The organism is Vibrio spartinae, assembly GCF_024347135.1.
Classification (GTDB): Bacteria; Pseudomonadota; Gammaproteobacteria; order Enterobacterales; family Vibrionaceae; genus Vibrio; species Vibrio spartinae.
Genome location: NZ_AP024908.1, coordinates 129,470 through 150,849, shown reverse-complemented (window position 1 = coordinate 150,849; position 21,380 = coordinate 129,470). Strand labels below are relative to the sequence as shown.

18 protein-coding genes are annotated in these 21,380 nt (G+C 44.0%); 4 read left to right on the top strand and 14 right to left on the bottom strand.

The features are described 5' to 3' along the window. Nucleotides 1-133 precede the first annotated feature (133 nt). Nucleotides 134-1,051, top strand: a complete 918-nt coding sequence (locus OCU60_RS18440) for a chemotaxis protein (RefSeq protein WP_074375207.1) — start codon at nt 134-136, stop codon at nt 1,049-1,051. 124 nt (nt 1,052-1,175) lie between these two features. Here the strand turns inward: OCU60_RS18440 and OCU60_RS18435 are convergent, their stop codons facing one another. Beyond that, on the bottom strand, nt 1,176-1,799 hold the full coding sequence (locus OCU60_RS18435; RefSeq protein ID WP_074375272.1) for an aldolase/citrate lyase/malate synthase family protein: 624 nt from the start codon (nt 1,797-1,799) through the stop codon (nt 1,176-1,178). Nucleotides 1,800-1,973: 174 nt separating this feature from the next. On the opposite strand from OCU60_RS18435, the gene OCU60_RS18430 reads away from it, so the two are divergent. After that, nucleotides 1,974-3,509 carry a DUF3612 domain-containing protein gene (locus OCU60_RS18430; protein WP_074375206.1) on the top strand — a complete coding sequence of 512 codons (1,536 nt, stop codon included), beginning with the start codon at nt 1,974-1,976 and terminating at the stop codon, nt 3,507-3,509. Nucleotides 3,510-3,551: 42 nt separating this feature from the next. Here the strand turns inward: OCU60_RS18430 and OCU60_RS18425 are convergent, their stop codons facing one another. After that, complete coding sequence (locus OCU60_RS18425) at nt 3,552-4,919, bottom strand: diguanylate cyclase (protein WP_159439506.1); 1,368 nt, start codon at nt 4,917-4,919, stop codon at nt 3,552-3,554. Nucleotides 4,920-5,291: 372 nt separating this feature from the next. On the opposite strand from OCU60_RS18425, the gene OCU60_RS18420 reads away from it, so the two are divergent. Then, nucleotides 5,292-6,446, top strand: a complete 1,155-nt coding sequence (locus tag OCU60_RS18420) for a DUF3541 domain-containing protein (protein ID WP_074375205.1) — start codon at nt 5,292-5,294, stop codon at nt 6,444-6,446. An 18-nt stretch (nt 6,447-6,464) separates the two neighbouring features. Here the strand turns inward: OCU60_RS18420 and OCU60_RS18415 are convergent, their stop codons facing one another. Next, nucleotides 6,465-7,187 carry an NUDIX hydrolase gene (locus OCU60_RS18415; protein ID WP_074375204.1) on the bottom strand — a complete coding sequence of 241 codons (723 nt, stop codon included), beginning with the start codon at nt 7,185-7,187 and terminating at the stop codon, nt 6,465-6,467. A gap of 271 nt (nt 7,188-7,458) precedes the next feature. Between OCU60_RS18415 and pncB the strand changes: the two genes are divergently transcribed. After that, nucleotides 7,459-8,766: a nicotinate phosphoribosyltransferase gene (gene pncB / locus OCU60_RS18410; protein WP_074375203.1), complete on the top strand. Its 1,308-nt coding sequence runs from the start codon at nt 7,459-7,461 to the stop codon at nt 8,764-8,766. Between the two features lie 300 nt (nt 8,767-9,066). Here pncB and OCU60_RS18405 read toward each other — a convergent pair whose 3' ends face one another. From OCU60_RS18405 to ectA, 11 genes are all read right to left on the bottom strand, one after another. After that, nucleotides 9,067-9,327: a transporter associated domain-containing protein gene (locus OCU60_RS18405; RefSeq protein ID WP_074375202.1), complete on the bottom strand. Its 261-nt coding sequence runs from the start codon at nt 9,325-9,327 to the stop codon at nt 9,067-9,069. A 278-nt stretch (nt 9,328-9,605) separates the two neighbouring features. Further along, nucleotides 9,606-10,706 carry a mechanosensitive ion channel family protein gene (locus OCU60_RS18400; RefSeq protein ID WP_074375201.1) on the bottom strand — a complete coding sequence of 367 codons (1,101 nt, stop codon included), beginning with the start codon at nt 10,704-10,706 and terminating at the stop codon, nt 9,606-9,608. 125 nt (nt 10,707-10,831) lie between these two features. After that, a complete protein-coding gene (locus tag OCU60_RS18395) occupies nt 10,832-11,260 on the bottom strand; it encodes a DUF2850 domain-containing protein (RefSeq protein ID WP_083602789.1) in 429 nt (142 codons plus the stop codon). Nucleotides 11,261-11,499: 239 nt separating this feature from the next. Further along, entirely contained in the window at nt 11,500-12,351 is an 852-nt protein-coding gene (locus OCU60_RS18390) for a pirin family protein (RefSeq protein WP_074375199.1), read from the bottom strand. A gap of 130 nt (nt 12,352-12,481) precedes the next feature. Then, nucleotides 12,482-14,128 carry a methyl-accepting chemotaxis protein gene (locus OCU60_RS18385; RefSeq protein ID WP_074375198.1) on the bottom strand — a complete coding sequence of 549 codons (1,647 nt, stop codon included), beginning with the start codon at nt 14,126-14,128 and terminating at the stop codon, nt 12,482-12,484. 146 nt (nt 14,129-14,274) lie between these two features. Continuing rightward, complete coding sequence (locus OCU60_RS18380) at nt 14,275-14,853, bottom strand: PDC sensor domain-containing protein (RefSeq protein ID WP_205410556.1); 579 nt, start codon at nt 14,851-14,853, stop codon at nt 14,275-14,277. Between the two features lie 401 nt (nt 14,854-15,254). Further along, nucleotides 15,255-16,295: a type II asparaginase gene (locus OCU60_RS18375; RefSeq protein WP_074375197.1), complete on the bottom strand. Its 1,041-nt coding sequence runs from the start codon at nt 16,293-16,295 to the stop codon at nt 15,255-15,257. A gap of 685 nt (nt 16,296-16,980) precedes the next feature. Then, nucleotides 16,981-18,408 carry an aspartate kinase gene (locus tag OCU60_RS18370; RefSeq protein WP_074375196.1) on the bottom strand — a complete coding sequence of 476 codons (1,428 nt, stop codon included), beginning with the start codon at nt 18,406-18,408 and terminating at the stop codon, nt 16,981-16,983. Nucleotides 18,409-18,493: 85 nt separating this feature from the next. Then, nucleotides 18,494-18,877 (bottom strand): ectoine synthase, encoded by a 384-nt coding sequence (locus tag OCU60_RS18365; RefSeq protein WP_021021325.1) that lies wholly within the window; start codon nt 18,875-18,877, stop codon nt 18,494-18,496. A gap of 9 nt (nt 18,878-18,886) precedes the next feature. Then, complete coding sequence (gene ectB / locus OCU60_RS18360; protein ID WP_074375195.1) at nt 18,887-20,152, bottom strand: diaminobutyrate--2-oxoglutarate transaminase; 1,266 nt, start codon at nt 20,150-20,152, stop codon at nt 18,887-18,889. A gap of 121 nt (nt 20,153-20,273) precedes the next feature. Next, on the bottom strand, nt 20,274-20,825 hold the full coding sequence (gene ectA / locus OCU60_RS18355) for a diaminobutyrate acetyltransferase (protein WP_074375194.1): 552 nt from the start codon (nt 20,823-20,825) through the stop codon (nt 20,274-20,276). Nucleotides 20,826-21,380 lie beyond the last annotated feature (555 nt).

Here is a 21,380-nt window from a genome sequence, read left to right as displayed (position 1 = left end):
ATTACACTTGGATGTGATGTATATTCCAGAAATGACAAACTAAAGACGACTCAACGTACCAGTCGATTGGAACTCGCATCTTAGCGCAATTTAAGTATATTATTGGCGTAAGTATTTTTTAAGGTAAATCGTCATGGCGAAAACCGTTAGTAAAGCCAATCAATCGCAAGGGATGTTGATGTTTACACTCAATCTGAAACGTCAGCTGTTTGCTATTGGCACCTTAAAGATTCGAGAAATTGTGTCTTATCAACCGATGACACAAATCCCGTATTCTCATCACAATGTTGTTGGTACAGTTACCATTCGTAATATGACCATTCCAGTGATTGATATGGCCGCTGCCATTGGTTTCCGGTCAATTCCACCGGAGGAATATCAAAATTGTTATTTGATTGTCACCGACTGTCTGCGGACTGTCGTTGCATTTATGGTCCGGTCGATTGAAAAAATCATTGAATGTGACTGGCGCTCGATAGAGTCAGCACCATCAACGGCCGGACATAACATTTTTGTTACCGGCATCACGCGTTATCAGGATAATATCGTCCAAATGCTGGATGTCGAACTACTCCTGTCGAAGATATATCCACAATATGAAGCAACCAAAATTCCGATTCTGACGGATATAGAGCGAGAAAAACTCAAGTCCTTTAATATTTTACTCGTTGATGACTCGAGTCTGGCCCGAAAACAGTTAGCCGATGCCTTGGACGGCATCAATATCCCCTATGAAATTTGCAAGAACGGGGCAGAGGGTCTGCAATTAATGCGCAATCGGGCAGAACAAGGCTCCCCGATCGACATTCTGGTCAGCGATATCGAAATGCCGGGCCTTGACGGCTATGAGTTAGCGTTCGAAATCCAGAATGATGATACCCTGAACCATGCCTACATTATCCTCCATACCTCACTTTCCAGTGAGATCTGTGTTGATCGCGCCCGTCAGGTTGGCGCCCATCAAGCACTGGAAAAATTTCACGCGACCGAGTTAGTCGAAGCGATGCTCCGTGGGGCAACGAAATTGCAGGAGCGGGCTTTTAGCAGCTAACGATTATAAGAACTGTCGGTCAACACACCAACCGCGTATGGATTGCTTGGCAACCGATACGCGGTTATTGATGTGTACTGAGTAATGTGAATGAACGAACATGCGATAGCAGCGCGAAACCGCATCAAGCACTGAATGAGTTAAGATGGAAACTGATACCCAACTGATAATCCGCTTCATCTTTAGACTGATATTCTTTATTTTCGCTGCACACCTGAGGATGCCCTTGTCCATCAGCTCTCACCAAACTGACCCAATGACGAAGACCTAACGTTGCATGACTTTCTGAAGCAACGGAGTTCAAGTGGGTATAAGTTTCCAATTGAATGTCATCAACCAAAACCAGTTCCGGCATTCCCGTTCCTTTGCCATTCCCCAGCGTGACTTCAACGTGACATCCATCGCCATTACGAAACAAAATCGCTTCCGGACCATTGCGATCCCCGAGGTAGGCAACGAAATGTTGCGGATAACGAAGTCCGGTATGACGTCCGTCCTCAAAATAAGCCATCAAGTGATGATAATCGATCACATAACCAGTCACATCACGATGCGATCCTTCATGCAACGGGAAAAGCTGGTCAAGTAACTGCTTCGCCTGAAGTTGTTTTTCTTGTGTCTGTCCTGCCCCCAACGACTCCACGGACATGACCATCTCGGTAATAAACTGACCTGACTGTTGCTCATATGATGAGTCATTTGATTTTAACGGCCGATCCGTCTCTAACGAACTCTGTAACATTGGCATATTCATTCATACATCCTCTTTGTTGCAAACTATCTTTGTTTCACACTCCCCGCTTCACAAAATCACACCATCCAATACTCTTTTTTGGCTGTATCGTGATTTCGCTTACTTTTTAGACTAATCTATTTTTATACACAATTTCACAACAAAAATTTTACAGTGTGAATTTTACAAATGACCGCATCTAAAAGCTTAATTCGACAGTCTCACTTTCTGGGCACCAAAGTCAGAAATTTGAGGAAACGAAATCATCTGACAATGGAAGATTTATCATCTCGTTGCATTCGTCTGAATCCTGAATATGCCCCCTCGGTGTCTTATCTCTCGATGATTGAACGGGGGAAACGGGTGCCGAGTATCGACATGCTCACGGTGATCGCGGAAGTCTTCCAAAAAAGTCCACAGTGGTTTCTCGACGACCAACCGGAACAGATCGATATCACCCCGGATAGAGGAAGTCGGGGGGGCATCAACGGGATGGCATTAGAGCCCAGCTTTCTGTTTTCACAAGACATTCTCCAGATTGCAATCCCGGAGATGTTGTCTCAGACAGGCATTACCGGTCGTCAGTTCGCCCAACTACTCATCCGGGCACATCAAGAAAGCCTGCAGAATCATTTCCCGGATCTGGAGCGTGCAGCAGAGAACATCGGACTCAAGAAACTGAATCTGACTGTTGAGGATCTGACGGATATTGCCAGACATTTGGGGCTCGCGATCCACTGGTTTTCACAAGCGCCTCAAGATGTGCAAGATGAGTTGGGGCTCAGTGCCAAACAGTTAGTCACATCTTATTTCGAATCACCGAACGGGATTTACCTCAATGAGGTCATGAAACATCATCCGACTCGTCTCAAGTATGATCTCGCGGTATACATCGGTCACAACATTCTTCACAGCAAGGAGGGCTGTAAAACCGTTCTCTCTATCGGTCATACCAGTAGCTGGGAAGATATGGCAAATCCACAAACCAGTTATGAGCTCAACTCAAAAGATATCCTACAGGCTTGGCGAGATTTCGAATCCAGCTTTTTTGCCGGTGCACTGCTCTGCCCGAAAGTCCCATTCCGGCAATTGCTGGATCGCAATGGCTATGAGATCAGCGTCCATCAGAAAGTCGGTGTGTCACCATCCGTCGCCATGCGCAGAATGACGGTGGTCTCTCCTTATCCTTACTGGCATTACTTTGATGCCTATGGAGAAGGGAAGCTCAAAGCTGTCTACCGTGGCAACGGGATTCCACTCCCTTGGGGCAATATGAGGACAGTCAACGATCCCTGCCAACACTGGGCAGTCTTTCGGCAACTGAAACATCCACAGTCATCCAGCTCTGCGCAAATATCACTGCTTAATGTCGGGGATGAGCCCAGAATCTACTGTTGTGAATCGCTGAATCTCGTTGATCCCGCGGGGAATAACCGGGTGCTATGTGCCGGCATTGATCTGAACCCAGCGATCAATGCTCAGGGAGGAGATGCCCGGCAAATGGCGATGGAACTGAAAGAATCTTGTGTCAGAAACGGCGGGATGTCAGCCATACCGTCAGCGATTCAGAATGAACTGACGACACTGGCGAAAATACTCAATATCAAGTGGATAGAACGCGGTATCGTCAACGATGCCCGGTTAATCTGCCCCAGAGGAAGTGTCTGTCCCCGGAAGCCAAGCTGCTACACTGCACCCGACAATATAATTGTGACTGACCAATAACACTGTCAGGTGCCTGTCGATGATTCGGGTACTCACCGGAACTCAGGACGCGTATTTTTCATCGTACATTTCATTATCAGCATGATGAATCATTTCGTTAACACTCTGCATTTCTGGTTGGTAGCGTGTATAACCGACACTGATGCCAACCGGGATTGCGAGCTCACCACAGATCACGGGGGTCACGCCAACCGCATGACGCACTCGATCCATAATTTTCCGTAAATCTTCCCCTTTTTCACCGCCTTTCAACAAGACTAAAAATTCGTCACCACCAATACGCGCTGCACAATCGTTGTCCCGAATCGCATTTTCAATCCGTCGGGCACACTCCACCAGCACCTGATCCCCGACATTATGTCCATGGGTATCATTGATCGTTTTGAATTTATTCACATCAATACACAATAAGGCAAATCCCATCGGTTGCTTGGCTCGCTTTTCTCGCTCGAAATACCGATTCAGTTCATTCATAAAATAACGGCGATTCGGAAGATGAGTCAGTTCATCATACAGAGAAAGGCGATTTGATTTATCGTAAAGACGATAAATCACCAGAAAAGAAGCGATGAGAAACACCAGTAACAGATAACCAATCACGCGCACAATATTAGTCTGAAACCAAGGGACTTGATCAAGAATATTGACGTTGTCTTGTTCTGCAATGGCAATACTCCAAGAGCCATGCGGAAAATAGATCATCTCCTGAGCAAACGCATGTTGAAAGACATCAGGTTCTCCCCAGAACACTGCGCCCTGTTCTCCCGAACTGTCTTTCCCACGGATTGCAATATCATAACCGGGCAGAACCTCGTCAACCTTAAGCGACTCAAGCAAACTATCGATATCAATATCGACACTGATCACCCCCCAATAAAATTGATTATATGGCGGGTCAAGAAAAACCGGACAGCGCGCAATAATCACCTGATCGTCTTCCCCCCGCGCAACCGGACCGGCAATAAAAATTTCTTTCAATTCATGCGCTTGTTTAACCGTTTTCCACTGCTCAGGCATCGTCCGAAAATCCAACCCGACGACTTTGTTTTTGTTGTTTTCTTTCAACGGATAGACGTACTCAATAATATCATTGGGAGCAAGACTCAGTGATCGAATATATTTCCCTTGCTCCATAATGCGTTGCGAGACTTTTTCCCAACTCTCAGCAACGGTGCTGGCATTCACAGTCGTCAACGTTGACAAACTTTTCGCCACATAAATATCGGCCAGAATTGTCGCTTCCAGCTTAAATCGAATAATGGAAAGTTCCTCTGTTGTCCGGCTTTGAATTTCTTGACGCATCACCTCTTGATGACGCTGGAAAATAAACTCAACCAACACAATCAAAATACAGGCAAGTAAAACAAGAAAACCAATTACTGTCCATTTTTTGAACAGAACGTCGCGCATAATGCTCCTCTCTCGTGAGGGACTGGTGTGAATATGTCGTATTCCTCCAGCCATGAAATGGTCATTGACCTGATCAATAGACAAAAGAGCACTCTGACATTAACAATTTATTACAATCAAACAGTTCATATCAAAATAGCCACTTTCAACCAATAAGAACGCCCCACTAGTGACTTAGTTATTAATAACTACAATATAAAACAAGACCAAACCTGATTTATTTTTTCATTTAAAATATCAAGAATCACGATGCAGAAGTACCGCAACTGTCAGCGAATGCGATAATTTCACAGACTTATTGCACTGCGCTAACATAACTGCGGCAACGAGTGCATATGTTTATAAATCATCCTCTGTGAACTGGGTCTGCGTATGTTAAATAAATGTGGCATAGCTTCAATTTTATTCATCATATTTATCTGTCAGAGTATTGCGGCACCGAATACGCAGATTGGAACGCCCACTGCAAATGAAGCGACTACATTTCCCCCCAGTTATCAGGATTCCGCAGATCAAATCGCTGAATATTATGAGCAGCGCCTCTATACACTACCGGCCTTCAAAGCAGGGCATTACGCACTACGGATGTACCGACAAACCTTAGATAACAAGTATGCTGCGGGGATTTGGCAGGATATGGCCAGAGTTGCCAGTACACTGAATCACTTCGCTAACGATGTCACCACACCTGAAGCGATTTATCTGTACTCTCAACAACGCCTGTCCTCTTATAAAGGGCGTCAAGGTGAGCGGTCCCGGTTACGGTTCTCGGTAACAAAACATCATCCGGAATATATTTACTTAGGCGTTGATTTACTCAGTGCGATGGCTCGGGCAGATGAATATGGTCTGAAGCACAAACATGACAAGCGGCTGCGTCAGGTTTTGCGTAAATATGATTTCAGTCTGTACGCGACCGATCCGCAGATGATCAGGGCGTGGGCAGCCCAATTAGCCAACCAAGTGTTCTGGCTCAGACAATTGGGTGAACAGGATGTCGTAGAAGCGTTTATTCAAGCATTTCGGAAAACGTATCCGGATGATCAGGACAAAGCACTGTCCAAGCAGCAGTATGAAAATAAGATTTACGGCATGACGCACATCATCATTGCAGCTTCAGGTTATTATCAGCATCCCGTCTCAGCAGCAGATTATCAATGGATTTACCACTATTTTCGTACCAATATAGAAACCATTATTGCACGGACAAAACCGGATGTGATTGCAGAAGTCGGACTGAGCTTTTTGCTTGCCGGGCTGGACAAGGATCCGGTCGTCACGCAGACCAGACAGGCGATTCAAGCAGCGATTCCGCCATTAAAGCAGATGATCCCTTCGGGAAAAGATGACTTCAATCTGGCACTGGGTGAACATCGTAATCTACTCGCAATTATGCTACTGGGATGGCAACGACCCCACGCAGCACCGAAATATGACCAAAATCCGGCAATATTCAGAGATCTCCCATATGGGCTCGAGCCCAAACAAGCTGCGCAAGATCAAAACCAAAAAACGGATGACGGCTAATGCCTGACTGAGCTAGCTCTAGCCCCTCAGACAAGTCTGAAAGTAGCTGACTTCATTGTTTGCCAGCCGATAGACTGTTGCGGGCTTTCCACCCCGTCCACGACCTTTATTCGGGGCCGCAATTTTATTTGTACTCACAATCACTTCTGAGTTAATCAACCGCCGTTTAATCGTCATCCGATTCACTTCAACCCCGAACTTCGCATAAGCATCGATGATTTCTGCGACCAGGAACTCTTTTTCCAGAAAAAAGAGCACGACTGAAGTATATTCGACGGCTGCCCGTAATTTGGTCCATGCATGTTGAATCTGAGCTGAATGGTCAAAAGCCAGCGTCATCTGTCCCTGTAAAACAAGGCTCAAATCAAACCAGTCAAGACGATTACGATCCATTCCGGCAGCTTCAATTTGTCTGATATTCGAGCGATTCAGCAAAGCATAATGGGAAATACTGACACTCCAGCCATTTGGATTACGCTTTGGATTACCGTCAACCAAAGGGTCACTGATAAAATTAGGATATGTATGCACTTTTTGTCGGCAAATTCGGCGACGTGCTGCTTCAAAATCTTCATCGGCAGGCTCCCCACCACGCGCGGTAAAATCTTCGTCGTATACCCAGCCTCCGGGGATCGCCCACATCCCAAAATCCGGACGCTCAGGATTATTCCGTTTTACCAGCAAAACTTGAATGCCGTCATCAGATAAACGAAGGCAGACCATATCGATAGTTACAATCATAAAGCAGCTTTCCCATACAACTCTCCGCTCATTCTATGAAATGACATCATCATAGGTCAAATTTAATCACAGAATGTTACGAACCCAATCGATGATTTAATGACAAAACAATCTGAGAATAAATAAAGTTTTATACCCAAGAGGTACCATTCATAAGATATTCCTGTCCATGATACCATAGACTAATGATTGACAAATGCCCGCGTCTCATTTAATGTCCGCCTTAGGTTAGGCACACAATGTTACTAACATAGATAGTGAGGATGGCCCCATGAACAATCATCTTTTTTCTAAACATATCATTCAAAGTCTGTTGGATTTGGATGCATATAAAATCAATATGATGCAGGCCATCCATACGTTCTACCCTAACATTGAGGTCCGTTACGAACTGACCGTCCGCTCCGAAGAAGATATCACGGGCTTACTCCCGGAGATTCGCAGTGAAGTGGAACAACTGGCGAAGTTACGCTTTTCTTGGGCAGACATTGACTATCTGAAAAAGAGTTCACCTCATCTAAAACCAGCTTTCCTGCATGCATTACGTTATTTTCAATTCCAACCCACACAACAGGTTGAATTCGGCATCATCCAGCAAGGTTCAAAACGTCAACTGCGCATTGGGATTCGGGGAACATGGCGCGACACGATTTTGTATGAAACGATGATTATGGCGATCATTTCAGAAGTCAGAAGCCGACATGACTGGCAAGATGTTCCTGCTGACTTACCTCGTCAGGTATTGCACAATAAACTTATCGCGCTGAAGCATGAGTTGGCCGAACGCGGTATTGATAACTTTAGACTCACCGAAATGGGAACGCGTCGCCGCTTCTCAGCACACATACAAGAACAAGTCATGGCCGAGTTGAAGCAAGAGATCCCTGAGCTATTACTCGGTACGAGCAACTATCATTTCGCCCGGAAGTTTGACCTCAAACCGATTGGTACAATCGCACATGAGTGGTTTATGGGGCATCAGGCACTGGTCAATCCGGGAGACTCACAACGCGTCGCACTGGAGCAATGGCTGGCAGCATTTGACGGTCAACTGTCTATCGCGCCTACCGATACACTCAATATCGATGCTTTCCTCGATGATTTTAATATGCATTTAGCGAAAGCTTACGATGGTGTTCGTCATGATTCAGGCTGCCCCTTCACTTGGGGCGAAAAGATGATTGCACACTACCAAAAACTGGGGATCGACCCGCAGACAAAACGCTTTATTTTCTCCGATAGCCTCGATTTTAGTCAGGCACTGGAACTGTGTGAGTATTTCGCGGGACGCGCTCAGATTTCTTTCGGGATTGGGACGTTCCTAACCAATGATCTGGGTGGCTGGGAAAACAAAGATGCGCAACCCTATAAGCCGCTATCCATTGTGATCAAACTCGCTGAATGTCATAGCCGTCCTGTGGCGAAGATCAGCGACGAGCCCGAAAAAGCGATGTGTGAAGATGCTGTCTTTCTTGCCAATTTAAAGCAACAATTCAATATCGATTTCGATATTGATCAGTTGATTGCTACCCTCAAAGCCATGAAACATAACCAACGTAAATATATTGCAGCCGCCTGAATGACAGCATATGGTTCAGGTCGCTCGGTTCCATCAACCACATTTAGCAGATAAGCGTTACAAAAAATGGACGATACGCAGGTATCAGCGCCACTATCGGTGTCAGTGCAGCGACATCGTCTTCACGACGGTACAACCTTGATAAACCGATGCCACTCAGCGCATCTACCTTTCAATGCGGTTAACCTCTTTAGTTGGCATATTTTTTATAGTTTGCGGTCTTTTCAGTAATCCCAATTTCATCCCGAAACTTTGACTCAAATTGAGCGGAGCATGCCCACGGACATCAACCGTAACCATTCAATTCCTCGGTAGCTTTAATCCGACGAGTTGAACCTGCCAGTCGCGAGCACGGGCAACCACCCAGGTTAGTCCCTGCCAGCAAAAGGAATCTCCTTGTTCAGGCTTGTCGCCCACCTGCTGATAAACCAACATTTCTAATGTCATATTTTCTGGATAATCACTGACATCCAGTCCGTAATACAAACCGATATCAGCGATTGCCACTTTTGCTTCAAGAAAAAAATCCCCCAAAAGCCGACCAACGATATCAACACGCATCTTTCCTCCTTGATTCATGTTTTGTAATATGAACTGAATTGATTAATTTGTTCGAATCACATCATATTGTCAGGAAGTTTTCATCACTGACAAAATTTAATATTATGCAATCAATTTCATTTCATCAAATTCAAATAGATCATCTACTCTCTCCATGACCAAAATTGCCACAGAGATACAAGAATGAGCACTTCATATCAACAAACCAAGTAATATACCCGAGCAGACGAAGCGCTGCTCGGGTCATTGAATGGAGGGAAAACCAAAAATATCAGAGATTAACTTTGGCTTAGGTGCGCTGCGAGTGATTCAGTGCCCGCACTTTCAGGCTCTAATCTGAGGGTTTGGGTTGGATAAGCGATATCAGCACCGTGATGGTGGATAATTTCCATGACTTTTAACAGCACATCCTGTTTTACATCATGATAACGCATCCAGTTGACCGTTTTCGTGAAGGTGTAAATGAAGAAGTCTAATGATGATGCGCCAAAAGAATCAAAATTAACAATCAGTGTCTGGTTCACATCAATATCAGGGTGCTCCTCCAGCATCTGCTTTACATCAGTGACAATTGTAGCAATCTTCTCAGAATCCCCATATCGTAAACCTATGACCTCATAGATACGGCGATTGAGCATTCGCGACGGGTTTTCAACCACGATGCTACTGAATACCGAGTTCGGTACATAAAGCGGACGTTTATCAAATGTGCGAATCACCGTCATCCGCCAGCCAATCCGTTCAACAGTCCCTTCAATGACACGATCCGGTGAGCGAATCCAGTCCCCGACTTTAAAAGGGCGATCAAAGTAGATCATCATGCCACCAAAAAAATTCGACAGCAGATCTTTTGCAGCAAAACCGACCACTAAACCACCGACCCCGCCAAACGTCAGTAATCCGGACAGACTGAGGCCAAATGTTTGCATGATCGACAACAGACCAATCGCAAACACCAATAACTTGACGACTTTGGAAATGGCTTGAACGGTTGTTTTATCCTTGTCTTTCGTCTGCAATACGTAATCTTCTATATTGTTGACTAACCGTACCAACGTCCAGACAAAGCAACAGACCAACAGCACCAATTTAAGGGTTTCCAGCCAGTCTAATCGGCTGGTAATCAAATCTTCGAGTAACAAACCGAGGGAAATCGTCGCCGGCCAAAGCCAGATCAATACACTGATCGGTGAGCGCAATGCGTGAAGTAGAAGATCATCCCAATGAACTTTGGTTTTTTCAGTGATTTGATTCAAATGACGATAGATAAAGCGCCATACCATCCAGGCGACAAAACTGGCAAGCGTAATCAAGAGCACATTTGTGTCTTCTCTTTGCCATATAGGAGATGAAAGAATGTCGTTAATCCATGAATTCATAAGTCGAGGTCAATTATCGATATCAGTGAGTCGAACGCTAACAAAAAATATCGTATATCACCAGCGCCAATCCACACCATCGACACGATTCTGACCAAGTATGATCACATCGTTAAAAAAATAGACTAATCGCCGCTGGTGAACCCTTCGGCGAAAGAGCTTCTGGTATTGACCCGACGCCAAGCGTTATCGGGCTTTTCCAGTGTGTGTTCGTAACCTTTTTTAATCAATACCTGAACCGGTTGACTCGGCTCAATACGTTTTAACTGAGGAGATGCAGCAGTACCACTAATCTGATAGATATGTTCCTGGCCACCACTTTTAAACTGAACCAGTTTCCCATCAAAATCAAATTTTGTGGTAATCAGGTGACTATTTCGATAAACCCCACGCTTATTAAATGTAATCACTTCTCGCCGATCATGCATGACTTGCGTTTCCAACCAAGCACCGTAAACTTTCTTGGGGCTGGTATAATCTTGATAACTCATATAAATCAATACTGCGCTACAGCCGATAAGCAATAGTCCCAGCACTGCCAATAATGATTTCAATGGTGTGCTCCTTTTCTTCACTTCAGGGACGATTGATCATCAAAGATAATCATCGTCAGGCTCATATCCATTGGAACAAATTCTAAGCATGGACACAATCGAGAACGATGAGATATCCTCTAAAAATAGACCTCTACCAAACCAATAGCGCAGTCTGCATATCAATAATATAGTCGCGGATGGCATTGCTTAATTTAACATCAAGCTGCACACGACTGCAGTTAAACTTCTATGAACAATTAATAAGTCTCAAATTGACCACTGTTGTAATCGTTAATCGCTTGTTCAATTTCAGCATACGAGTTCATCACAAACGGACCATAGTGTACCACAGGTTCGTGAATGGGTTCACCGGCAAGAATCAACATACCATTGTCAGGCGTATTGGACTGCGCCATTAAGCTATCGCCCTGAGTCAGTAAAGCAAGCTCTCCGGCTTTGATGACACGGGAATCCAGTTGAACTTCACCCCGATAAACATAGATCATGGCCTGATGCTGTTGCGGTATTTTGAGATGAAGCGTCTTGCCTAAGTTCGCCCGCCAGTCTGCAACAAGCAAGGGGACACCCGTTTGCAGTAAAGGACCACTTAACATCTGGCCAGCAACTTCAGCTTGACCGGCAAGCACTCTCAACAGCCCCGTCTCATCATGCGTATATTCGGTGATAACTTCCGGCTGGAAATCATGGTATTGAGCCGGTTGCATCTTATTTTTCGCGGGCTGGTTAATCCAAATCTGAAATCCGTGTAGGGAACCATCTTCCATCATTGGCATTTCACTATGAATGACACCACGGCCCGCGGCCATCCATTGTGCTCCACCAGAACGAAGTTCTCCGACATTCCCCATATGATCCCGATGTTGAAAATGGCCTTGCATCATGTAAGTCAGTGTTTCAATACCACGATGCGGATGGGGTGGGAAGCCACCGACATAATCAGCCCGTTCATCAGATTTAAGTTCATCGAGCATCAAAAACGGTGAAAACTGTTGGTGGTTGAAACCGGCGACCCGACGAATTTTGACACCATCTCCATCAGAAGTCGGCTGAGCCGGGATAATTTGGTGAATTTGCCGTACGTTTGACATAGGTACTCTCCGGTTATGATTCAAATGACAAGCAAATTCTAAAAAACTCAACCGTGAATGATGAGAAGGTGCATTCGAGCCTCTTCATCAAAAAATTTGAAGTTGATCCAATACCACGCAGTCAATATGTTTATACGGTAAATTTTCCAAGTACCTGAGATAAGTGTCGATGGAGCTCATCCAGCTTACGGCAGGCCTGATCAACCTCAGAAGACTCTTCAACACTTTCCTGAGACTGAGCCTCAATCACATGAATCTCTTCCTGAATATGTTTAGCCATCTTACTCTGCTCGACAATCACAGCAGCAATTTGCGCGGTTCTTTCGGTCACATGATCCATCGACATCATCATGTCATCAATGGCTCGCTGGGTTTTCTCACTCGCTTGTTTCGTCACTGAGGCTCTTTCAGTCGCCTGATTCATAATCTGGACAGCATCTCGCACACTCTTCTCTAGATTGGTAATCATTTCATTCACATCTTCAGTACAACTTTGGGTTTTATTCGCCAATCCTCGAACTTCATCGGCAACCACAGCGAAGCCACGCCCGGAATCCCCAGCTCTTGCAGCTTCAATCGCAGCATTCAGGGCCAACAAATTTGTCTGTTCGGCAATGCCACTAATAATGGTTAAGACTGAATTAATCTTGTTGGTGAAATCATCAATGCGAGAAATGGCAGCTACGGCCTGCTCCACACTTTCATTCAGTAAACCAATACTCTGCTGGGTTGCACTGACCTGCTGTCCCCCCTCACTGGCAGACTGACCTGCTTTTGCTGTAGAATCTGACACTTCGGATGTACTGAGAGAAACATCCTGAATAGCAACATTCATTTCCTGACTAGAAGCCGAGACCTCTCGCATAGAAATCACCTGTTTCTCGGCGGTCTGACAGGCCTTGCGTGACATCTCTCCTAACGAGGAAACATGAACATTGTTCTCTTGCGCATTACTGATAATCTGTGTCACGAGATGATGAAGTTCACTCATGAACTCGTCCAGATAAGTGGCAAGCTCTCCTAATTCATCACGGCGATCTAATTTCAACCGTTTGGTTAAATCACCGCCCCCTTTCGCCAATGCCTGAATTTGCTGTGTAATGTTTTTCAAATCACCGGTAATCAGTAATGGGAAAAACCAGATAATCCCCAAACAAGTAAACAAAGAGAAACCAACTAACCACAGCTGACCTGAACGATAATTTTGATGCATCTCTTCTAACTTATCCGTGCGTTCATCAGCGTTGAAGGCGACAACATCGGTAATTAATTCAAGGTGATGTTGCGTCTTTTGAAATAACTCAAACCCCTCATTGAACGATAAACCTATCGCTGTACTGCGCCCGGCCCGGGAGTTTGAGCTCCGTTCTTGTTCAATTCTCTTCGTGACTTTCACCCACTCAGGATAAGTCTTCCAGAATTGTTCTATCAGTTGCTTCATCTCTGCATTCAACTGAAATGACTTGAGCTTTTCCATACTGTGACTGGCGTTTGTAATACTTTCATCATGCATTTTCTGCATGAGTTGATACTGCTCACTTTTGACGGGTAACGTCAACATACTCCGTTCCGCGACCCAAGCCTGATACAGATCCCGATTGGCTAACTGCACCATACTCAGTGCCGGGATTTCTTGGCGGGTCACAACGGTAATCGCTTCAGCCTGTAATCCTTCTGAATACAAACTCTTGCCCGATAATGTTAATACCAATAACATGACAAAAATCAATGGAATACATAACTTCCAGCGAATCCCCAAATGTTTAAAATAATTCATCAATCCCCTCCCAAACAGTCCACCTCTCCGGTTATAGATGATAAACAGGAGAGGTGCCGCCGACGATTTCTTGTCTGATGATGATGAGAATTCTTGGTTAAAATCGGTGGTTTAATTCATGATAAGATAATCAATCCCGCAACACTTTATTGGTCTTCATACTCATCAAGATTAATCCCGATGGTCAGCGCACCGATCGTTTTTCCCTGAGAATCAATCACTGGGACAGAAATCTGCACAAGATAGCTGAGAACACTGTCATCGTATTCCACTTCACCAATATAAACCTGACCTTGACCACCATTGAAAGACTGAATGAACTTAGCCTCATCTCCCTGCCAATAGTCAGAGGTCTTGTTGGTCATCGCCACATTAGCGCCTTGATTGTCCATGAGAAAAAGCTCGATAAGAAACGGCATACTATTTTCAAGTTCCAACAACCTTTTCGCGGCTTTATTACCCATCAGAGAGGACATGAAATCATCGACATCCGATGTGTTTCTCCATGTCTCATCCATTTTTTTTATCTCATCTAGAGAGACTTCCTGCTTATTTTGTGCTTTCACGGCCTCAATCAGAACAGGATCTCTTCCCCAGCTGTCCAATTTAGGGATCAACTCGTTCAGACTGTCAGGTGCATCTTCGGCGTGGACAGACGTTAGTGGTAATAGTGAAGTAAATGATAGCAGTACGGTAAAAATCATCGATGACAGATGACGAATCATAATCGGAGTCCTTATCACAATTGTTGCTTAGATAATGGTCAATATAGCTAACGATAAGGAAATCAGACAAATTACCTGCAGAAAAAAATCAATTAGTGAGATCCATTACTGAATGGTTAAGATGGCTGTCCTGTCAAGATAGATATGATGAGATGGCTGGCTAAAGTGTCTGTCCCGCTAAAGTATTTCGCTAAAGTATTAGCCGGCACTAAAAGTGACTGTTCCGTTGAGCTTTCCCGTGAAGCTGTTTTATTAAGCTGTCTTATGAAGCTGTTTCGTAAAGAAATGGGAGACGCCGATTCATCGCCATTACGGTGAGGTTGAACGTTGAATCTCAAGTGGGCACAAAATAGAAAAGGGTCCGCATCGCAGACCCTTTAGCAGATATGTATCAGTGCCGCTTAGTTTTCGAAGTAATTTCTGATTGTCTTAAGGTTATCACCGTGAGCCAGTGCCAGAGACAGCAGCACTTTCGCTTTCTGAGGATTATAAACACCGGAGCCGATACCTTCTTGTTTTGGCGTCACGAATCCGTTACCGGTACGGGTTGAGCGCACAACCGGAATACCTTTATCCATTGTTTCTTGTACGGCTTCAAGCATAACATCTGATAAAGAGCCGTTACCGGTGCCTGCAATGACAATACCTTTTGCACCTTCTTTAATTGCGGCATGGAGCAACGCAGGATCTTGATCCTGATAGCTATACAAGATTTTCACTTTTGGTAATTGTTTGACATGGCTGATATCGAAATAAGGCTTATCAACTGGTTTTGTCGGCTCATAATAGAAGTGCGGTGCACCACTTAAGAATGCGCCCAGAAATCCCTGTTCCGTTGCTTTAAATGTATCCAGCATCGTTGAATTGGTTTTGGTGGTATAGAATGCAGAACCGATCCGGTCATTCAGTACAACCATTGCGCCACGATCTTGCGCATCATCGTCTGACGCCAGTCTGACAGCTTCCAGCAAGTTCATGCCACCATCCGCACTAATCGCAGTTGCCGGACGCATGGCACCAACAATGACAACAGGTTTGTTGCTTTTTACCGTCAAATCAAGGAAAAATGCTGTTTCCTCAAGTGTGTCAGTCCCATGAGTGACCACAACACCACTGGTATCGGCATCAGCCAGTTGCAGACTGATCGATTTGCTGAGCTTTAACAAAATATTCTGATTAATATTATTACTGTCTGTGTTTGCAATCTGTTCACCAATCACATGGGCAAAATCTTTTAACTCAGGTACAGCAGAAATCAACAGATCAACACCGATTTTGCCGGCTTTATAATCTGTTGTATCCATATTTGATTCAGAACTTCCCGCAATGGTTCCTCCAGTTGCGTAAATTTTGACAGTCGGTTTATCCGCGTTTGCAAAAGAAGCAAAAGAGGTACAGAGCATCAACGCAGCCATCGTTTTGGATAAATATTTTTTATTCATTTCATTTACCTTTTAATTAATTTCTATAATCTTTATCGCAATTAGTTTCGTACTTAAACGAAAAGTATGTAGAATATAGATAAAGGTAATGTCCTTATTTTCATCATTGTCCGTAAATATATGCCAAACATATGCATCAGCCGATATAATCAATACATCGGACTCTATCATGATGTCCCAAGACCAATTGCACTTAAATTGTGCAATATTTTCTCCCAAAAAAACCTGACAAACATCAAAATTAAAATATTTTTATTAAATTTATAGATTGACCTATCAATTTTAAATTTTATTTTATAAAAAACCTTTTTTGTTAAAAATTTTCTAATCCTGTTTCAAAGGTTTGATTAATGTTATTTGATGAAAACCATGACATATAGGATGAATACTATCGCGACTGTCAAAAATAAACTTCACTTATCATAATTATTTCATAAACTCAATTTAAATAATTGTAATAAAATTTATCAGGTAATCGGACGTCGAGTCACCCAATCAATTGATATAAAACATGAGGAAAATATATATTTTGACCCTGCATTTACATCCTATAAAATAATCGTCAATATTTGATTCACATTTATTTTATTGTTTCTCTACAAAGTCTCCGAACAACGCATTATAAAAAAACGGATGACAGTCTCTGTCATCCGTTTTCGGTATTGTGATGCACATTTAACCTAAATCAGGCGGCATAACTTCTTACATTTCTTTTCGGACAATGATCTTCAATCAACATTTCATGGAGTAAACAAATCGCCTGATGATAATGCTTATCTTCGACACAAAACTGCACATTGACATTTCTGAGTGACGAGAGCACGGCCATCGGCTGAATATTACCCTGCCCCAATGCAACCATACCATTTGCCAACACTTCACATGTGTCCATCGAAGCCCCGATCGCCGAGATCAACGCAACCATTTTTCCAGAAACAGATGCCGCAGGATAACGCTGTTCTACACTCGTGAGCAGACGGTTCAAACTATCACTCTGCCCATGTAAATAATAAGTCATCGAGTTGGCATTCATCTCTTTTCCGATCAGATCCACTTTCGCTTCAGCGATCATCTCTGCCATCTCATAGCTGACGGTATCAACCAATCCAACCATCGATTGATCAAACAAATGCAGTGCAAACACTTTATCGCGGCCAGCAATAATTTCCACACGATGATTCTCAGGATCGTGTCCGCCTGAAATACGTGTCCCGGTGTGTTCCGGTTCAAAGGTGTTTTTGACGATCAAAGGAATATTCTGCTGGCGTAGTCCAGTTGCAGCGTTGGGGTGAATCGCTTCCATGCCGAGGTTCGCCAGTTGATCGGCGACATCAAAGTTCGTCTCTCCCATCGGGCGCACAACATCCGCACCGACAATGCCCGGATCCGCTGTACTGAGATGGTATTCTTTATGAATGATCGCCTGCCCGGCGCCCGTTAGGGCAGCAATACGGCTAAATGTCATCTCGCTGTAGCCTCGATCATACGTTTTCATCAAACCTTCATCACAATACGCATAACCCGTTACAATCGGTAGTTCACATGTCACATCAACGCTTTCAAATGCATGACGAATGACATCATCCAGACTACCGTGGTGATCTTCATTCCATCCCGATAAATCAATAAAACGAGAATTAATACCAAAATGTTTCAGCTTCAAGACCGTATTATAAGCACTGTGTGCTTCTCCTAGAGAAGACAGAAACTCTCGAATCTGCGGCAGATAACGATTCAGCGAAAATTGTCCATGCTGGCAAGTATCCATAATATTGCGGATACAATTCTTCGCTTCAGACAAACGGGAGCGGATAAACTTATCGGCGCGAAGACGAGACATCGGGTCAGCAAAAATATTCTGGTTGATGAGCATCATCCGCTGCTCTAACTCTTCCATTTTCTCCTGCCACTTCTCACTTCTTTGGGCGATTAACTGATAAATACCGGGCTGACCGGTTTTTTTACATTCCAATAACGCATCGGTAATGCCTGAATAAGCAGAAACCACAAAAATACGTTGATAAGGATTTTCCGGCCGTAGCAGGATATTTTCCATGACGGCATCAAATGCAGTCATGGATGTACCGCCGATTTTCTCTACGGTAAATGACATGTTTTCTCCTTGTTATGACCGGACAGTCTCCTGACTGTCCGGATAGATACATTCCTCCAACATCACAATCAACTTTGACGACGACTTAACTCAGCGGATAGACACCGGACGCATCATGAACTTCTTGTCCATTCAACGGTGGGTTAAAGACACAAGCCATCACCATGTTCTGTCCGGGATATGCCCGTAGATAATGTTCATCATGCTGATCCAAGATGTACAGCGTTCCCGGTTCAATCGGGAAGGTCTCTCCACCGACAACTTCAATTTCCCCGCTGCCGGAGACGCAGTACACAGATTCAAGATGATTCTTATAATGAATATGTGTCTCGGTATCCTGATAAATCGTCGTGATATGAAATGAGAATCCCATATTGTCATCTTTCAATAACATGCGGACGCTTTCCCAGTTTTCCGCGACGACACGTCGCTCACTCTGAATACATTCCTTTAATGTTCTGACAATCATAACAATCCCTTAAGATGCTTTTTTGATGTATTGCGGTGCCACGGTCTCTGTCGCACGCTGAAAAATATCCAGTCCTTCTTGCAGCTCGTCGGAGCTGATTGTCAATGGACAGAAGAACTTCAGAACTTCACCGTCAGGACCAGCAGTTTCGATGATCATGCTCTGATTGAAACATTCCCGGGCGATTTTTTCGGCCACTTCACCGGAAGTACACGCCACCCCCTGCATCAATCCACGCCCTTTACGGTGTGAAAGCAACTCTGGATATCGACGGATCATTTTCTCGATCATGTTAGTGACCACTTGAGCACACTCACCAATGTGATGCTCAAGATCATGGTTGGTCCAATAGGTTTCAATGGCTTTGGTTGCGGTCACAAACGCATGGTTGTTACCACGGAATGTCCCGTTATGCTCACCGGATTCCCAAATATCCAGCTCTGGTTTCATCAGTACCAGTGACATCGGCAGACCGTAACCACTGATTGATTTCGATAACGTCACAATATCGGGGGTAATACCGGCAGATTCAAAGCTAAAGAAGGTGCCTGTACGGCCACATCCGGCTTGGATGTCATCGACAATCAACAAAATTTTGTGGCGTTTACAAAGCGTATTCAAACGTTGTAACCAGCTCTCGGAAGCCACGTTGAGCCCCCCTTCTCCCTGTACGGTCTCAACCAGTACGGCAGCGGGTTTATCCATTCCTGAAGAACCATCGGTTAACATAGTTTCAAACAATTTCAAGCCGTCTTGTCCCGCATATCCGTCATAAGGCAGACGTTGAATGCCATGTAAATGTAGTCCTGCTGCACCGCGGTGATGCTGATTGCCGGTCGCGGCAAGCGCACCATACGAACAACCATGAAAACCATTGGTAAAGGCGACAACATTACTGCGACCGGTGACTTTACGAGCCAGTTTTAATGCAGCTTCAACCGCATTGGTGCCTGTTGGTCCGGTAAACTGAACTTTATAATCCAGCATACGTGGTCGAAGAATGTGGTGCTCAAATGCTTGTAAAAATTCGGCCTTAGCCTGAGAGTACATATCCAGACCATGCGTGACACCATCCCGGTCGATATAATCCAGCAATGCCTGTTTCAAAATGGCATTGTTATGACCGTAATTTAATGCACCGGCACCGGCTAAGAAATCAAGATAGCGGTCACCACGTTCGGAATACAGACAGCTCCCTTTTGCGGTCGCGAACACGACAGGGAAGTGATTAGCATACGATTGTACGTTTGACTCTTTCTCGTTGAAAATATTCATAATTGAATACATTTCCTTTGTTTGAATTTGCTATGTATGAATTGGGTAAATTGGGCAAGCAGACAACAGCAATCGCTGGAGTGTACTTGTCACTTCAGTAAATACTTACGTTTAGTCGTCACTACGTCTGTGGGATTGACTCAAACGGAATGCGGTACAGATATTCCGTTTCATGTTGTCCATCGAAATGTCGCGTCTCATCAAGAAACGTTGAAACCTGCCCTTGCAGACCGTTAGCACGGTCGAATTTCTTAAATAGGTTCCAAGAGCCCTGATTATCTCTGGTAATCGTGGTCTCTATCGCTTCGATATCCTGTAAGTTCTCCTGAGAAATCAGCTGCTTTAACATATCAAAAGCTAAACCTTTCCCTCGGGCAGACGGATGTACAGCAACCTGCCAGATAAACAGCTCTGAAGGCTTGTCCGGTTTACGATAAGCAGAAATAAATCCCAAAATATCATCTTGCTGTTCAGCAAGAATGCACGTTTTTTGGAAATGAATTGACTGTAAAAAATTACAATATGCAGAATTTTCATCCAATGGTGGACACAAACTGACTAATTCGTGAATCCGCTGACCATCTGAACGAATCGGGGTTCTAAAAATCCACTGCGAACGATTTCGCTCTAGTGTCGCTCTAGCCATTTCTGACCATGGTATGTTGGTGATCATGATAATGCCTAATTATTTTGAACTCTAATTAATTTTCCAAAACACTAACATATGATTTGTGCTTATTTCAAGCGTAATTTTAGACAAAAACAGCCATAAAAAATCTAATTATCTGATTTAAATCAATAAAAATATAAAGCCCACCATATAACTTAAGACGTCAAATATTTAGATGTATAACAAAATATTTTTTAATTCATATGACATTTTTCTAACATTAATATGATAACGGTATCACTAGCATTTTGTTCGCCATTTGCATTTTGCACTTGCGATATGCAAAAAACAGAGCTCATATGACTTAATTTGCCTACAAAACGCACAAAATAACGGTATTTTGTAGTTGGCACGCTTCATGCTTTATTCTAAGCGACCCTTCTTAAGCCGAGGGTCACCTAGCCAACTGACGTTGTTAGTGAATGAATACTTGTTCACAATAAATTACGGCCAGTCACACAATATTGTGGCTGGCTATTTTTTTATCTGGATTTTGTCAGACACCTCACTTTATTCGTGATTCAGCGCCGCCAATAACACTTTCTTATTTGACGTTTT

Coding starts and splice junctions, on each gene's coding strand:
- OCU60_RS18440 (WP_074375207.1), top strand. CDS start 134: ATGGCGAAAACCGTTAGTAAAGCCAATCAATCGCAAGGGATGTTGATG.
- OCU60_RS18435 (WP_074375272.1), bottom strand. CDS start 1,799: ATGCCAATGTTACAGAGTTCGTTAGAGACGGATCGGCCGTTAAAATCA.
- OCU60_RS18430 (WP_074375206.1), top strand. CDS start 1,974: ATGACCGCATCTAAAAGCTTAATTCGACAGTCTCACTTTCTGGGCACC.
- OCU60_RS18425 (WP_159439506.1), bottom strand. CDS start 4,919: ATGCGCGACGTTCTGTTCAAAAAATGGACAGTAATTGGTTTTCTTGTT.
- OCU60_RS18420 (WP_074375205.1), top strand. CDS start 5,292: ATGTTAAATAAATGTGGCATAGCTTCAATTTTATTCATCATATTTATC.
- OCU60_RS18415 (WP_074375204.1), bottom strand. CDS start 7,187: ATGATTGTAACTATCGATATGGTCTGCCTTCGTTTATCTGATGACGGC.
- pncB (WP_074375203.1), top strand. CDS start 7,459: ATGAACAATCATCTTTTTTCTAAACATATCATTCAAAGTCTGTTGGAT.
- OCU60_RS18405 (WP_074375202.1), bottom strand. CDS start 9,327: ATGCGTGTTGATATCGTTGGTCGGCTTTTGGGGGATTTTTTTCTTGAA.
- OCU60_RS18400 (WP_074375201.1), bottom strand. CDS start 10,706: ATGAATTCATGGATTAACGACATTCTTTCATCTCCTATATGGCAAAGA.
- OCU60_RS18390 (WP_074375199.1), bottom strand. CDS start 12,351: ATGTCAAACGTACGGCAAATTCACCAAATTATCCCGGCTCAGCCGACT.
- OCU60_RS18385 (WP_074375198.1), bottom strand. CDS start 14,128: ATGAATTATTTTAAACATTTGGGGATTCGCTGGAAGTTATGTATTCCA.
- OCU60_RS18380 (WP_205410556.1), bottom strand. CDS start 14,853: ATGATTCGTCATCTGTCATCGATGATTTTTACCGTACTGCTATCATTT.
- OCU60_RS18375 (WP_074375197.1), bottom strand. CDS start 16,295: ATGAATAAAAAATATTTATCCAAAACGATGGCTGCGTTGATGCTCTGT.
- OCU60_RS18370 (WP_074375196.1), bottom strand. CDS start 18,408: ATGTCATTTACCGTAGAGAAAATCGGCGGTACATCCATGACTGCATTT.
- OCU60_RS18365 (WP_021021325.1), bottom strand. CDS start 18,877: ATGATTGTCAGAACATTAAAGGAATGTATTCAGAGTGAGCGACGTGTC.
- ectB (WP_074375195.1), bottom strand. CDS start 20,152: ATGAATATTTTCAACGAGAAAGAGTCAAACGTACAATCGTATGCTAAT.
- ectA (WP_074375194.1), bottom strand. CDS start 20,825: ATGATCACCAACATACCATGGTCAGAAATGGCTAGAGCGACACTAGAG.